General features: G+C 74.6%; 11 protein-coding genes. 2 read left to right on the top strand and 9 right to left on the bottom strand.

The genetic code is table 11. The annotated features are described in order from the left end of the window. Nucleotides 1-140: 140 nt before the first annotated feature. The 6 genes from DRV96_RS07275 to thiL form a co-directional block, all read right to left on the bottom strand. Entirely contained in the window at nucleotides 141-1643 is a 1503-nt protein-coding gene (locus tag DRV96_RS07275) for an FAD-linked oxidase C-terminal domain-containing protein (protein WP_119289382.1), read from the bottom strand. Between the two features lie 178 nt (nucleotides 1644-1821). Next, nucleotides 1822-3057, bottom strand: coding sequence for an FIST signal transduction protein (locus tag DRV96_RS07280; RefSeq protein ID WP_119289384.1), 1236 nt, complete (start codon nucleotides 3055-3057; stop codon nucleotides 1822-1824). 81 nt (nucleotides 3058-3138) lie between these two features. Then, entirely contained in the window at nucleotides 3139-3846 is a 708-nt protein-coding gene (locus DRV96_RS07285; RefSeq protein WP_119289386.1) for a PhaM family polyhydroxyalkanoate granule multifunctional regulatory protein, read from the bottom strand. 128 nt (nucleotides 3847-3974) lie between these two features. Further along, nucleotides 3975-4463: a CinA family protein gene (locus DRV96_RS07290; RefSeq protein ID WP_119289388.1), complete on the bottom strand. Its 489-nt coding sequence runs from the start codon at nucleotides 4461-4463 to the stop codon at nucleotides 3975-3977. Further along, nucleotides 4463-4999 carry a phosphatidylglycerophosphatase A family protein gene (locus DRV96_RS07295; RefSeq protein WP_119289391.1) on the bottom strand — a complete coding sequence of 179 codons (537 nt, stop codon included), beginning with the start codon at nucleotides 4997-4999 and terminating at the stop codon, nucleotides 4463-4465. The genes DRV96_RS07290 and DRV96_RS07295 overlap by 1 nt, the downstream gene beginning before the upstream one ends. Further along, a complete protein-coding gene (gene thiL, locus DRV96_RS07300; RefSeq protein ID WP_119289393.1) occupies nucleotides 4996-5967 on the bottom strand; it encodes a thiamine-phosphate kinase in 972 nt (323 codons plus the stop codon). Before thiL ends, DRV96_RS07295 begins: the two co-directional genes overlap by 4 nt. Nucleotides 5968-6030: 63 nt before the next feature. On the opposite strand from thiL, the gene DRV96_RS07305 reads away from it, so the two are divergent. Then, nucleotides 6031-7656: an MFS transporter gene (locus tag DRV96_RS07305; protein WP_119289396.1), complete on the top strand. Its 1626-nt coding sequence runs from the start codon at nucleotides 6031-6033 to the stop codon at nucleotides 7654-7656. Between the two features lie 40 nt (nucleotides 7657-7696). On the opposite strand, the gene DRV96_RS07310 is transcribed toward DRV96_RS07305, so the two are convergent. Genes DRV96_RS07310 through DRV96_RS07320 form a run of 3 tightly spaced genes read right to left on the bottom strand, consistent with a single transcriptional unit; the run spans nucleotide 7697 to nucleotide 11564 of the window. Further along, a complete protein-coding gene (locus DRV96_RS07310) occupies nucleotides 7697-8800 on the bottom strand; it encodes a retropepsin-like aspartic protease (RefSeq protein WP_162910976.1) in 1104 nt (367 codons plus the stop codon). Nucleotides 8801-8807: 7 nt separating this feature from the next. After that, the gene (locus tag DRV96_RS07315; RefSeq protein ID WP_119289399.1) at nucleotides 8808-9479 is read right to left on the bottom strand and encodes a response regulator transcription factor; all 672 of its coding nucleotides are present in this window, start codon (nucleotides 9477-9479) and stop codon (nucleotides 8808-8810) included. A 24-nt stretch (nucleotides 9480-9503) separates the two neighbouring features. Further along, nucleotides 9504-11564, bottom strand: coding sequence for an ATP-binding protein (locus tag DRV96_RS07320; protein WP_119289401.1), 2061 nt, complete (start codon nucleotides 11562-11564; stop codon nucleotides 9504-9506). A 160-nt stretch (nucleotides 11565-11724) separates the two neighbouring features. On the opposite strand from DRV96_RS07320, the gene DRV96_RS07325 reads away from it, so the two are divergent. Then, nucleotides 11725-14019: an NADP-dependent malic enzyme gene (locus DRV96_RS07325; protein WP_119289403.1), complete on the top strand. Its 2295-nt coding sequence runs from the start codon at nucleotides 11725-11727 to the stop codon at nucleotides 14017-14019. Nucleotides 14020-14049: the final 30 nt, after the last annotated feature.

A 14049-nucleotide genomic window follows, 5' to 3' on the forward strand; every position in this document is an offset into this window, starting at 1 on the left:
TCAGGCCTCCTGCGCGTGCTGCGACGCGGCCCTCGCGGTACGCCGGGCCGATCCAGCGGCCGCCGCGGATCCGGCTTCGCCGCTGCGCTGGCGGCGCCCCCGTGGGGGGGAGGCGCCGAAGGCGCTTCGGGGGGGTGCCATCAAAACCTCTCCAGTTCGGGGAAGGGCAGCAGGCCCTTGCGCACGTGCATCTTCCCGTACTCGGCGCAGCGCGCGAGCGTCGGAATCACCTTGCCCGGGTTCAGCAGCCCGGCCGGGTCGAACGCGCGCTTGAGCGCGAGCATCTGCTCGCTCTCCTCGGGGCTGAACTGCACGCACATCGAGTTGAGCTTCTCGACGCCGACGCCGTGCTCGCCGGTCACGGTGCCGCCCAGGCGCACGCTGGTCTCGAGGATGTCGGCGCCGAACAGCTCGGCGCGGCGCAGCTGGTCGGGGTCGTTGGCGTCGAACAGGATCAGCGGGTGCAGGTTGCCGTCGCCGGCGTGGAACACGTTGCAGCAGCGCAGCCCGTACTTCGTTTCCATCTCGGCGATCGCGAGCAGGATGTCGGCCAGCTTCTTGCGCGGGATCGTGCTGTCCATGCACATGTAGTCGGGGCTGATGCGCCCGCTGGCCGGGAACGCGTTTTTGCGCCCGCTCCAGAACGTGAGCCGTTCCTGTTCGCTGCGACTGACCTGCAGCCGCGTCGCGCCGGCGGCCGACAGCACGGCCTGCATGCGCTCGATCTCCTCGGCCACCTCCTCGGGCGTGCCGTCGCTCTCGCACAGCAGGATCGCCGCCGCGTCGAGGTCGTAGCCGGCGTGGACGAAGTCCTCGACGGCGGCCGTCATCGGCTTGTCCATCATCTCGAGGCCGGCCGGGATGATCCCTGCGGCGATCACGGCGGCCACCGCGTCGCCGGCTTTGCGCACGTCGTCGAAGCTGGCCATGATGCAGCGCGCCAGCCGCGGCTTGGGTACCAGCCTGACGACGACCTCGGTCGTCACCGCGAGCATGCCCTCACTGCCGACGACGGCGGCCAGCAGGTCCAGCCCCGGCGCGTCGAGCGCCTCGCTGCCGAACGTGACCGGCTCCCCGTCGACGGTGAAGCCGCGCACCTGCAGCACGTTGTGCACCGTCAGCCCGTACTTCAGGCAGTGCACGCCGCCCGAGTTCTCGGCGACGTTGCCGCCGATCGTGCACGCGATCTGGCTCGACGGGTCGGGCGCGTAATACAGGCCGTACGGTGCGGCGGCTTCGCTGATCGCGAGGTTGCGCACGCCGCACTGCACGGTGGCGGTGCGGCTCGCCGGATCGACCTTCAGGATCTTGTTGAACTTGGCCAGGCTCAGCGTCACGCCGAGCGCATGCGGCATCGCGCCGCCCGACAGCCCGGTGCCCGCGCCGCGCGCGACGACCGGCACCTGCAGCCGATGGCAGGCCTTCAGCACCGCGGCGACCTGCGCCTCGGTCTCGGGCAGCGCGACCGCGAGCGGGCGCTCGCGGTAGGCGGTGAGGCCGTCGCACTCGTACGGCACCGTGTCTTCGGCGTGCCACAGCAGCGCGTGCGCCGGCAGCACGCGCTGCAGCGCGGCGACGACCTCGGCCTGGCGCGCGGCGCGTTCGGCGCCGGCGAGCGGGGCAGCGGATTCGGGAGCGTTCATCGCGGGGTCCTCGGGCGCGGGCCACCCGCCTCACGCGGCACGGCGGGGTGCGGCAATGTAGCGTGGCCAGCGCCGCTGCCGGCCACGGCCCGCGCCGGCGTGCGGTCAAAACGCCTTTGCGCCGGCCGCTGCAATGGCCGGCTGTCCGCGCACGGCCGACTGAATGGCGGGCGCGCGGTCAGCGCCCGACGAAGACCGTCAGCACGCCGGTGTAGCCGTACAGGTGGCGATGGCCGATCTCGCCGCCGGCGAAGAAGCCGGCCAGCGGCACATCGCCGAGCGCGCGCCGCACGATCTGCAGCTCGGCCGACGGTCCGCCGAAGTGCGGACCGCCACGCCCGGCGCAGCTGACGTAGATCGCGCCGCGGATGCGCGACGCCGCATCGAACGGGGCCGCGGCGGCGGGCACGCCTGCGGCGGCCACCGGCTGCGTCGCGTCGGCGCCGAGCTCTTCGCGGATCTCGGCGCAGATGCGCACGAGGTCGCGCCGTGCGGCGTCGGCGTCGCGCTGGCAGAACGCGAGCTGCATGCCCGGCTCGACGACGTCGGCCACCGCGATCGCGCGCTCGGCGGGGTCGATACCCACCAGGTGACGCACACGCGTGTCGACGCCGAACGGGCCGGCACGCGCGAGCCCCGGCACGTCGCCATCGCTCAGGCCGACGAGCGTCGTGCGGATGCGCGCCAGCGCGCTGCGCGGGTGGCGCGGGTCGACGCCGAGGTCGCGCAGCAGGCAGTCGAGCGCGGGCTCGCCGTCGAGCGTGCGCACGACGTGGCGCTCGGCGGCCGTCACACGCCGCGCCGGCGCCACCGGCTGGCAGCCCTGCGTCACGCGCGACACCAGCGCGACGTCGCGCGTGAACGCGACGCCCGACAGCCCGCCGCGCCACGCGCCGTCGGCGAAGTGCACGACGGCGCCGCGCGACGACGCGAGCCCGCCGAACAGGTAGCCCGAGCCGGTGCGCGCGGCGAGCTCGGCGATCAGCTCGGCGAGGTCGGGCGTCGTGCCGTCGGCGTGCACGAGCGCGGTGTGCGCGTCGAAGCGGCCCAGCGGCTGCGCGCCCGAGAACACGCGAAAGCTCTCGCGCGGCAGCGCGGCGAGCATCAGCACCAGCGCCGGCTCGTCGATGTACTCGACGCCGCCGGCGGCCACGCCGACGCCCACCGCGCCGACCCATGCGACGCCCGGCCAGCGCCGGCGCAGCGCGTCGAGCAGCGCGTCGGCGTCGCCGGCGTAATGGTCGGTGACATAGACGAAGCCCAGCGTCGGTGCGTCGGCGGCACGGCCACCGCCACCGCGGCGGTGCCGGTCGAGTGGGGCGTCGCGCTGGGCGTCGAGCTGCGCCGCCGCGAGCGACAGCGCGATGCGCCAGTCGGGGTGGGTCGCGTGGGCGTGCTGGAACGGCAAGGTCATCGCAAGCGGCGGGCGGGGCCCTCGGCGGGGATCGAGGCGTGGATCACGGCCGGCAGCGCAGCGAACGGCGGTGCGCGCGCGTCAGCGCGCGCGCTCGGCGGGGTCCTTGCGCGTCGTCTTGCGGCCTGCCGCGCCCTTGGCCGGCGCGTTCGCAGCCGCTGCACGCGTGCGCCGCGCGGCCGGCGTCGGCGCTGCCGGCGCAGCGGCGGCGGCAGCGGCGCCGGGCGTGGCTGCCGGCGGCGGGGCGGGGGGCGAGGCCGCCGCGGCCTGGGTGTCGCGCAGAGCCTGGGTCGCGATCTCGGTGAACTGTCGCGTCAGCGCGCTCCACCACTGCATCGGGTCGACCGCGGCCGGCGCGGGGGGCTCGGCGCCGGCGGCCGGGCGTGGCGTGCGCTTGCGCGCCGGCTTCGGTGCCGGCGGCGCACTCGCGGCAGCCTCGGCGGCCTTCGGCTCGCCGGCCGCCGGCGCGGCGGTCTCGGGCCTGCGGATCGTCAGCGCCTCGCGCAGGTCGGCCATCTGCACGTTCATCGTCTTCAGCGTCGAAAGCGTCATGCGCTGCACCTCGAGCGCCTGGATCGTCGAGGCCAGCAGGCGCGCGTTCTGCTCGAGCCAGAACTGGACGGTGCGCAGCTCGCCGATACGCTTGTCGATCTCGTCGGGGTCCAGCGTCGGCGCGACCCACTGGCCGACGCTGGGCACCGTAGCGCCGGCTGTCTTGACCAGCGTCTGCAGGAAGTCGAAGCCGGGCACCAGCTTCGTGAAGTCGGCGCCTTCGCCTCTGTCGTCCATCGCCGTGGCCTCCTCGCGGGTGTGGCGGGTGTGATGCGTGTGTCGACGTTTCTGCGATCCAGCCCATTGTGCCTGCCGGTTCCGGGCGGACACGTCGCGGTGCGGGCAGACGGCGCGCCGCCCAACGCTCAGGCGAGCGCCAGCGCCTGCCGCAGCGCCTCGGCCACCGTGGTGGCGCGCACCGCGGCGCGGTCGCCGGGCAGCTGCAGCCGGCGCGCGCCGGCCGTGCCGTCGCGCGTCGCCCAAGCGAGCCACACGAGGCCCACCGGCTTGCCCGGCGTCGCGCCGCCGGGGCCGGCGATGCCGGTGACGGCGACCGCGATGTCGGCGTGCGAGTGCGCGAGCGCGCCGGCGGCCATCGCGCGCGCGACCTCCTCGCTGACGGCGCCGTGCGCGGCGATCAGCGCCGCCGGCACGCCGAGCAGCTCGGTCTTGGCCTCGTTGCTGTAGGTCACGAAGCCGCGCTCGAACCACAGGCTCGAGCCGGCCAGCGCAGTGCACGCGGCGGCGATCAGCCCGCCGGTGCAGCTCTCGGCCGTCGCCAGCCGCCGCCCCCGTGCCGTCAGCGCCGCGGCCAGCGGCTGCACCAGCGGCTCGATGGCGGCGAGGTCGAGCATCAGAGCCAGCGCGCGAGCGCGACGACGAGCAGCGTGCACAGCGCCGCGACGAGGTCGTCGAACAGGATGCCGAAGCCCTGCGCCCAGCCCGGCGGCTGGCCGGCGGCGCCCTTGAACGCGCGGTCGGCCCAGCGCACCGGCCCCCACTTGGCCGCGTCGAACAGGCGAAACAGCGCGAACGCCGCCGCCTGACTCCAGAAGCCCGCCGGCGTCACGAGCCACAGCACGATCCAGAACGCGACGACCTCGTCCCACACGATCGCGCTCGGGTCGGCGCTGCCGAGGTCGCGCGCGGTGCGCGTGCACGCCCACCAGCCGACCGCGAACGCGACGAGCAGCGCGACGGCCCAGCCGGCGTCGTCGAGCCAGTGGTCGAGCAGCAGGAACGCGAGCCACGCCCACAGCGTGCCCACGGTGCCCGGCGCCCAGGGCGACAGCCCGCTGCCGAAGCCCAGCGCGATCCAGCGTGCCGGGTGCCCGAGCATGAAGCCGGCGCTCGCGCGGCGCGGCGGTGCGGCGATCGCGTCGGCCGTCATGGCGCCGCGAAGTGGTCGAACGCGGCGAAGTCGCCGCGCACCGGTTCGCCGCGCGCGTCGACGAGCCGCAGCCCGGGCTCCTCGACGATGCGCCCGATGCGCGCGACGCCGACGCCGGCGGCCGCGCCGGCGGCGTGCACCGCGTCGCGCTGCGCGCTCGGCGCGGTGAACAGCAGCTCGTAGTCGTCGCCACCCGAGACCATGCATTCGAGCTGGCGCGCGCGCGGCTGCGCGGCCAGCGCGGCGCTGCGCGGCAGCGCGTCGACGTCGACGACGGCGCCGACGCGCGAGCGCTCGCGCAGGTGCCCGAGGTCGCCGACGAGCCCGTCGCTGAGGTCGATCGCGCTGGTGGCCACGCCGCGCAGCGCGACGCCGAGCGCCACGCGCGGCTGCGGGCACTCCATCGCCAGGCGCAGGCGCTCGAAGTCGGGCGTCACCGCCACGGTGCCGCGGAACATCTCGAGCGCAAGCCGCGCGTCGCCGAGGCCGCCGCCCAGCGGGTGGCTGACCCACAGGTCGTCGCCGGCGCGCGCGCCGCTGCGCAGCAGCGCCTGGCCGGCCGGGACCTCGCCGAAGACGGTGATGCAGATCGCCAGCGGCCCGGCGGTCGTGTCGCCGCCGACCAGCTCGACGCCGTGCGCGTCGGCCAGCGCGTACAGCCCGCGCGCGAAGCCGTCGAGGAAGGCCTCGTCGACGCGCGGCATCGACAGGGCCAGCGTGAACGCCAGCGGCTGCGCGCCGCACGCGGCGAGGTCGCTCAGATTGACGGCCAGCGCCTTGTGGCCCAGGCGCTCGGGCGCCACGGTGGACAGGAAGTGCCGCCCCTCGACGAGCAGGTCGCTCGACACCGCGAGCTGCATGCCCGGCGCCGGCGCGAGCAGTGCGCAGTCGTCGCCCACACCCAGCGGCGAGCGCCGCGCCGGGTGGCTGAAGTACTTTGCAATGAGGTCGAACTCGCCGAGGGCCATCGCGTCATTGTCGCCGCCATCGTCGCGGCTTGGAGCCGCGCACCGCGGTGCTAACGTGCGCCCATGACGACGCCGAGCGACGCACCGCCCCCGCAGGCCGACGCGGCGCCGCGGGTGACGGCGTGGTCGCCGCTGGCGCTGCCGGTGTTCCGCATGCTGTGGGTGGTGTGGGTCACCGCCAACGCCTGCATGTGGATGAACGACGTCGCCGCCGCGTGGCTGATGACGCAGCTCGCCGGCACGCCGGGCTGGGTCGCGCTGGTGCAGACGGCCTCCACCCTGCCGGTGTTCCTGCTCGGGCTGGCCAGCGGCGCGCTGGCCGACATCGTCGACCGCCGGCGCTACCTGATGGTCACGCAGGTGTGGGTCGCCGCGGTGGCCACGCTGGTGTGCCTGGTGCTGCTGGCCGGCGCGATGACGCCGCCGCTGCTGCTGGCGCTGACCTTCCTCAACGGCATCGGGCTGGCGATGCGCTGGCCGGTGTTCGCCGCGCTGGTGCCCGAGGTGGTGCCGAAGGCGCAGCTGTCGCCGGCACTGGCGCTCAACGGCATCGCGATGAACGCGTCGCGCATCATCGGCCCGGTGGCCGCCGGCGCGATCATCGCCGGCGCCGGCACGGTGTGGGTGTTCGTGCTCAACGCGGTGCTGTCGGTCGGCGCGGCGCTCGCGATCTGGCGCTGGAAGCGCGAGGTGCAGGCCAAGGCGCTGCCGGCCGAGCGCTTCGTCGGCGCGATCCGCGTCGGGCTGCAGTACGTGCGCCAGAGCCAGCGCATGCACGTCGTGCTGCTGCGCGTGGCGCTGTTCTTCATGCAGTCGACCGCGCTGCTCGCGCTGCTGCCGCTGGTCGCGCAGGGTCTCGAGGGGGGTGGCGCCGGCAGCTTCACGCTGCTGCTCGCGTGCATGGGTGCCGGCGCCGTGCTCGCCGCCGCCCAGATGCAGGGGCTGCGCCGGTGGCTGAGCTACGACCAGATGCTGCGCTGGGGCTCGCTGCTGCAGGTCGCGGCGATGAGCACCGTCGCGCTCGCGCCGACGGTGTGGGTCGCCGCGCCGGGCATGCTGGTGGCCGGCATGGCGTGGATCTCGGTGGCCAACTCGCTGACGCTGTCGGCGCAGTTCGCGCTGCCCGACTGGGTGCGCGCGCGCGGCATGTCGATCTACCAGATGGCGCTGATGGGCGGGGCGGCGGTCGGCGCGGCGCTGTGGGGCCAGGTCGCGCACTGGACGAGCCTGCGCAGCGCGCTGCTGCTGTCGGCGGCCACCGGCCTGGCGATCGTGCTCGCGACGCGGCGGCTGAGCATCGAGGCGCGCGAGGGCGAGGACCTGACACCGGCGCCGCTCGCGCCGCCGCCGCTGGCCGGCCCGCGCGACCCGCACGAGGGGCCGGTGCTGGTCAGCATCGAGTACCTGATCGACCCCGCCGACGAGGCCGCCTTCCGCGCGGTGATGCGCGACACGCGCCGCGCGCGGCTGCGCCAGGGCGTGCTCAGCTGGTGGCTGTTCCGCGACGCGGCGCAGCCCGGGCGCTACGTCGAGTATTTCGTCGACGAATCGTGGGTCGAGCACCTGCGCCGCTTCGACCGCATGACGGCGGCCGACCTCGCGCTGCGCGAGCGTCGCAACGCGCTGCACCGCGGGCCGACGCCGCCGGTGGTCACGCGCAGCCTCGCCGAGGCGGTCGACACGGACTGACTGCGCGATGTCGGCGGCGCCATCCGGCGCGCAGCCGCCGTCAAGGCGGCGGTGCAGGGTGCGCGCGCCGCAGCACGCGCGCGATCGCGACACCGTGGCGTTCGACGACGAGCGTCATCATGTCCAGCCCGTGCACGGCGGCCCACGCGTCGGCCACCGTCGTCGGCGCGGCGCCGTTCCACTGCCGCACCCGGTCGCCCTCGCGCAGGCCGGCCAGCGCCGCCGGACTGCCGTCCGATACCGCGTCGACGAACAGGCCGTTGGCATCGGCGCCCAGGCCGAAGCCGAAACTGCCGCTCAGCGTGCGTTCGTCGGGGGCGACACACAGCACACCGTCGCGCGGGCTCAGCCGCAGTGCCGCACCGTCGAGCAGCGCGGCACCGGCCAGCGCCGTGACATCGTCCTGGCGCGCGTCGCCGGCCAGTGCCACTCGCAGCGCCGGGGCGCGCAGCGCCATCACCGGCACCTGGCGGCGCACGAGCGGCCCGAGCGCGACGTCGCTGGCGCGCGCGGCGGGCCGCTCGCCGTCGATCTGCGCCAGCGCTCCGGCGTAGCCGGTGTCGATCAGCGCGAACGCGATGCGCCCCTCGACGCGCAGCGCGACGACCGGCAGGCCGCGTCGCAGCTCGAGCGGCAACGCGGCACGCGGGGCATCGCAGCCGGCGGGCGCGTCGGCGCGCGTGCGCAGCACGGAGGCTGCGAGGTCCAGGTCGAGCGCGCCATCGAGCAGCGCGGGCGCACCCAGCACGCCGTCGATGCCTGCCGTCGCGGGCCCGGCGAGGGCCGGCACGTCGACGACGAGGGCGCGCTGCCCGTCGAGACGCCGCTGCCCGAGCCGCAGCGACGGCAGCGCGACCTCGGGCCCATGCAGTGTCCCGAAGGCGGTGTCGGCGCCGCTGCGGCCGAGTTCGCGCAGACCCAGGCGCCGTGCGAACGCCGGGGTCACGAGGTGCCGGCTCGCCCCGGTGTCGACGAGCCAGCGGCCGCGCTCGCCGCCGATCTCGACGGCCACCGTGAACAGCACGCCGACGTCGCTGGTGTACAACCGCTCGAGCGGCACCGGGCCGCTGTCTTGCGCGCGGGCGACGCCCGCCGCGACGAGCAGCGCGGCCAGCGCGGCGCGCCAACGTCGCCGGGCACGCACGCCGCGGTCAATGCGCCTCGGGCTCGGGCGCCAGCCCATGTTCGCGCAGCAGGTTGGCGAGTTCGACCGCCGACTTGACGCGCATCTTCTCGAACACCCGCGCGCGGTGCACCTCCACCGTGCGCACGCTGATGTCGAGCGCGTCAGCGATCAGCTTGTTCGGCCGTCCGGCGACGACGAGGCGCATCACGTCGCGCTCGCGTTCGGTCAGCTCGGCCACCGCGTCGGCCACTGCGCGCTGGCGCGCGCGCGCGGCGATCGCCGCCGCGCTGGCGGCCAGCGCCTGCTCGACGCGGTCGACGAGCGCGTTGTCGGAGAACGGCTTCTCGACGAAGTCGAACGCACCGCGCTTGACGGCGGCCACCGCCGTGGGCACGTCGCCGTGGCCGGTGAGGAAGATCACCGGCAGCCGGTCCGTGAGGCCGCGCTCGACGAGGCGCTCGAACAGCGCCAGCCCGCTGGTGCCCGGCATGCGCACGTCGAGCAGCAGGCACGACGGCGCGCGCGGCCAGTCGGCACGCACGGCCGGCGGCAGCGCGTCGAGCATCGCCTCGAACGCCTCGGCGCTGGCGTGGCCCTCCGACAGCAGCCGGCGCGAGCGCAGCAGCCACGCCAGCGCGTCGCGCACGACGTCCTCGTCGTCGACGAGGTAGACGATCGGCACGGCAGCGGACGTCATGGGCAGAGTATGGGACAGCGCCGGCTACTGCTCGACGGTCTGCGCCGGCGTGTCCGCGCGCGCCGGCGCGGTGTCCAGCGGCAGCGTGAAGCGAAACGTCGTGCCGGTGCCGCCGCCGGCGTCGGCGGCGGTGCGCGTGTCGAAGTCGAGCGCGCCGCCGTGCTGCTCGATCACGGTGCGGCACAGGCTCAGCCCCAGGCCCATGCCTTCGCGCCGCGTCGTGAAGAACGGCGTGAACAGGCGCTGCGCGACGTCGGGCGCGATGCCGGGGCCAGCGTCGGTCACCGAGAACGCGACGCGGCGCCCCTGCGCCGCGTGCACGCGCAGCGTCAGCACGCGCTGCGCGGGCGGCGTGTCGCGCTCCATCGCCTGGATGCCGTTGCGCGTCAGGTTCAGCAGCACCTGCTCGATCATCGTGCGGTCGCAGCGCACGCGCGGCACCGGCTGCGGCAGCTCGACGTCGACGCGCGTGCCGCTCTTGCGCGCCTGCAGCCGCACCAGCGGCAGCACCGCGTCGAGCAGCTGGTCGGCGCGGATCGGCTCGTGCGCCTGCTCGCGCCGGCGCACGAAGTCGTGCACGCTCTTGATCACGCGCCCGGCGCGCTCGGCCTGCTCGGCGATGCGCGCGAGCGCCTGGCGCAGCAGCCCGGGCGTCTCGTCGTCGGGGTGCTCGAGCAGGTTCAGCGAGCCGCTGGCATAGCTGGCGATCGCCGCCAGCGGCTGGTTCAGCTCGTGGCCGAGCAGCGAGGCCATCTCGCCCACGGTGGCCAGCCGCGCTGCCGCCTGCAGCCGCTCCTGCTGCTGGCGCGACAGGTCCTCGACGCGGCGCTGCGCGCTCATGTCGAGCACGGCGCTCATCCAGCCGGTGTGGCGGCCGCTGCCGTCGACCAGCGGCGCCTCGTAGATCATCACCGGGAAGCGCTCGCCGTCCTTGCGCATGAACACGGTCTCGTAGCCCTCGCGCGTGTCGGCGGCCGTCTGCAGCGACGCCAGCCGCGACGACTGCCGCTGCGCGTACGTCGCCGCGTGCTCGGGTGGCCAGTACGGCGGCGTCGCGGCGGCGCGCAGCTCGTCGGCGCTGAAGCCCACCATCTGGCAGAACGCCGGGTTGACGTAGGTGATGCGCCCGGCGAGGTCGCGCGCGCGCAGGCCGGTCGACAGCGAGTCCTCCATCGCCTTGCGAAACGCCAGCGCCTCGGCGAGTGCCGCCTCGGCCTGCGCACGCCGGCGCACGTCGCGCGCGAGCAGCAGCACGAGCGCGAACAGCGCCGCCGACAGGCCGAGCACCAGCGCCAGCGTCAGGTTCGGGATCAGGCGCGGGTGGCCCTCGACGCCGTCGGCGCGCAGCTGCAGCGTCGTGCCCGGCAGGTCGACGATGCGCTCGGCGCGGTACACCCCGGCGCCGCGCTGGCTGCCGGCGCGCGCCAGCCGCGTGCCGTCGCCTTCGACGAGGCTGATCTCGTGCCGCCGCAGCGCCTCGCCGCCGAGCGCGCGCTCGAGCACGCCGGCCAGCGACAGCGTCGCCACCATCACCGCGTCGGTGCCGGCCGCGCCGCCGCCGATCGGCACGCACACGTCCATCACCTCGAGCCCGAGCCCGCCGGGCAGCGGCACGAAGTAGCTGCGCGAGAAGTGTGGCGCTGCGGTGCGGCGCGCGGTGCGGCACGCGGCGTCGGCCTCGGCGCTCATCTGCGCGCGCGGCAGCGTCGCGAACAGCGGCGTGCCGTACGGCGAGTCGATCTCGGCGGTGACGGCCATCGCGGCGTCGCGGCGCTCCAGCCGTAGCACGTCGCGCCGCGCGCGCAGCATCTCGGCGGCGTCGAACCGCCACGCCGCCGGCGACGGGTCGTTCCACAGCAGCGACTGCAGGCTCTGCAGCGTGCGCAGCAATTCGCCGCGCAGCGCGGTCGACGCCTCGGCGGCGACGGCCTCGGCCTCGTCCTGCGCGCGCGTCTCCTCGTGGCGCAGCGTCAGCACGACGAGCAGCGACTGCGCGACGACGAGCAGCACGACGAGCAGCGCCCATGGCAGTGCGCGCCGCGCGACGCGGCGGCGTTCGGGGGCGTCAGCGGAGGCGTGCGTCATCGGCGGGCAGGGCTGGCAGTATCGCGCCCGCGCCGTGCGTACGCGGTGCCACGCATTGCACCCGCACCGGTGCGCCCGTGGCCCCGGCTCCTAGAATCAGCGCCCCTCTGATCGACGCCCCGCGGACCTCCCGCCGGGGTACGCCGCCGGGACACGCGCCATGACCTCGAAAGACCAACCCCGCGTCGAACTGCGTCGCGCCGCGCTCGAGTACCACGAGTTCCCGACGCCGGGCAAGCTGGCGATCGCGCCGACCAAGAGCCTGACGAACCAGAGCGAGCTCGCGCTCGCGTACTCGCCCGGCGTCGCGTTCGCGTGCGAAGAGATCGTCGCCGACCCGGCGCACGCGTTCCGCTACACCGCGCGCGGCAACCTGGTGGCCGTCGTCACCAACGGCACGGCGGTGCTCGGCCTCGGCGACATCGGCCCGCTGGCGGCCAAGCCGGTGATGGAAGGCAAGGCGGTGCTGTTCAAGAAGTTCGCCGGCATCGACGTGTTCGACCTCGAGCTGCAGGAGAAGAACCTCGACCGGCTGGTCGACGTGATCGCCGCACTCGAGCCGACCTTCGGCGGCATCAACCTCGAGGACATCAAGGCGCCCGACTGCTTCTACGTCGAGCGCAAGCTGCGCGAGCGGCTCAAGATCCCGGTGTTCCACGACGACCAGCACGGCACCGCGATCGTCGTCGGCGCGGCGATGCTCAACGGGCTCCAAGTCGTCGGCAAGCGCATCGAGGACGTCAAGCTCGTGTGCTCGGGCGCCGGCGCCGCGGCGCTCGCGTGCCTGAAGCTGCTGCTGCAGCTGGGCCTCAAGCGCGAGCACGTGTGGGTCACCGACCTGGCCGGCGTCGTCTACCGGGGCCGCACCGAGCTGATGGACCCCGACAAGGCCGAGTTCGCGCAGGACACCGACGCACGCTCGCTCGCCGATGTGATCGGCGGCGCCGACGTGTTCCTCGGCCTGTCGGCGGGCGGCGTGCTCAAGCCCGAGATGGTCGCCAAGATGGCGCCGCGCCCGCTGATCTTCGCGCTGGCGAACCCGACGCCCGAGATCCTGCCCGAGGAGGTCAAGGCGGTGCGCGACGACGCCGTGATGGCCACCGGGCGCAGCGACTACCCGAACCAGGTCAACAACGTCCTGTGCTTCCCGTACATCTTCCGCGGCGCGCTCGACTGCGGCGCGACGACGATCACCGACGCGATGAAGCTCGCCGCGGTGCACGCGATCGCCGAGCTCGCGCAGGCCGAGCAGAGCGAAGTCGTCGCCGCCGCCTATGCCGGCGCGACGCTGTCGTTCGGCCCCGAGTACCTGATCCCGAAGCCGTTCGACCCGCGGCTGATGATCCGCATCGCGCCGGCGGTGGCGCAGGCCGCGGCCGAATCGGGCGTGGCCACGCGCCCGATCGTCGACTTCGCGGCGTACCGCGAGCGGCTGCAGAGCTTCGTCTACGCGTCGGGCACGACGATGAAGCCGATCTTCAACCTCGCCAAGCGCGCGCGCCACAACCGCGTGGCCTACGCCGAGGGCGAGGAGGAGCGCGTGCTGCGCGCGGTGCAGATCGTCGTCGACGAGGAACTCGCGCGGCCCACGCTGATCGGCCGCCCGGCGGTGATCGCGCAGCGCATCGAGCGCTTCGGGTTGCGGCTGCAGCAGGGGCGCGACTACGACGTCGTCAACGTCGAGAACGACCCGCGCTACCGCGACTACTGGCAGACCTACCACCGCATGATGGAGCGCCGCGGCGTCACGCAGCAGCTGGCCAAGATCGAGATGCGCCGCCGCCTGACGCTGATCGGCGCGATGATGCTGCACAAGGGAGAGGTCGACGGGCTGATCTGCGGCACCTGGGGCACCACCGGCATGCACCTGGCCTTCATCGACCAGGTCATCGGCCGCCGCCCGGGCGTCAACACCTACGCGTGCATGAATGGGCTCATCCTGCCCGGGCGGCAGGTGTTCCTCGTCGACACGCACGTCAACTACGACCCCGACGCCGCGCAGGTCGCCGAGATCACGGTGCTCGCCGCCGAGGAGATGAAGCGCCTCGGGCTGGTGCCGAAGGCCGCGCTGCTGTCGCACTCCAACTTCGGCTCGAGCGACCGGCCCTCGGCGGTCAAGATGCGCGACGCGCTGGCGCTCGTCCAGCAGCGCGCGCCGTGGCTCGAGGTTGACGGCGAGATGCACGGCGACACCGCGCTCGACGCCGCGTACCGCCAGGAGCTGATGCCGCGCAGCACGCTGCACGGCGAGGCCAACCTGCTCGTGCTGCCGAACATCGACGCCGCGAACATCGCCTACAACCTGCTGAAGACGGCTGCCGGCGGCGGCATCGCGATCGGCCCGGTGCTGCTCGGCGCGGCCAAGCCGGTGCACATCCTGACGCCGTCGGCCACCGTGCGCCGCGTCGTCAACATGACGGCGCTGACGGTGGCCGACGCGAACGCGGCACGCTGATCGTCGCAGGTCGATCGTCAGCACGCCGTC

The organism is Azohydromonas sediminis (assembly GCF_003574675.1).
In the GTDB taxonomy this organism is placed as follows: Bacteria; Pseudomonadota; Gammaproteobacteria; order Burkholderiales; family Burkholderiaceae_C; genus Calidifontimicrobium; species Calidifontimicrobium sediminis.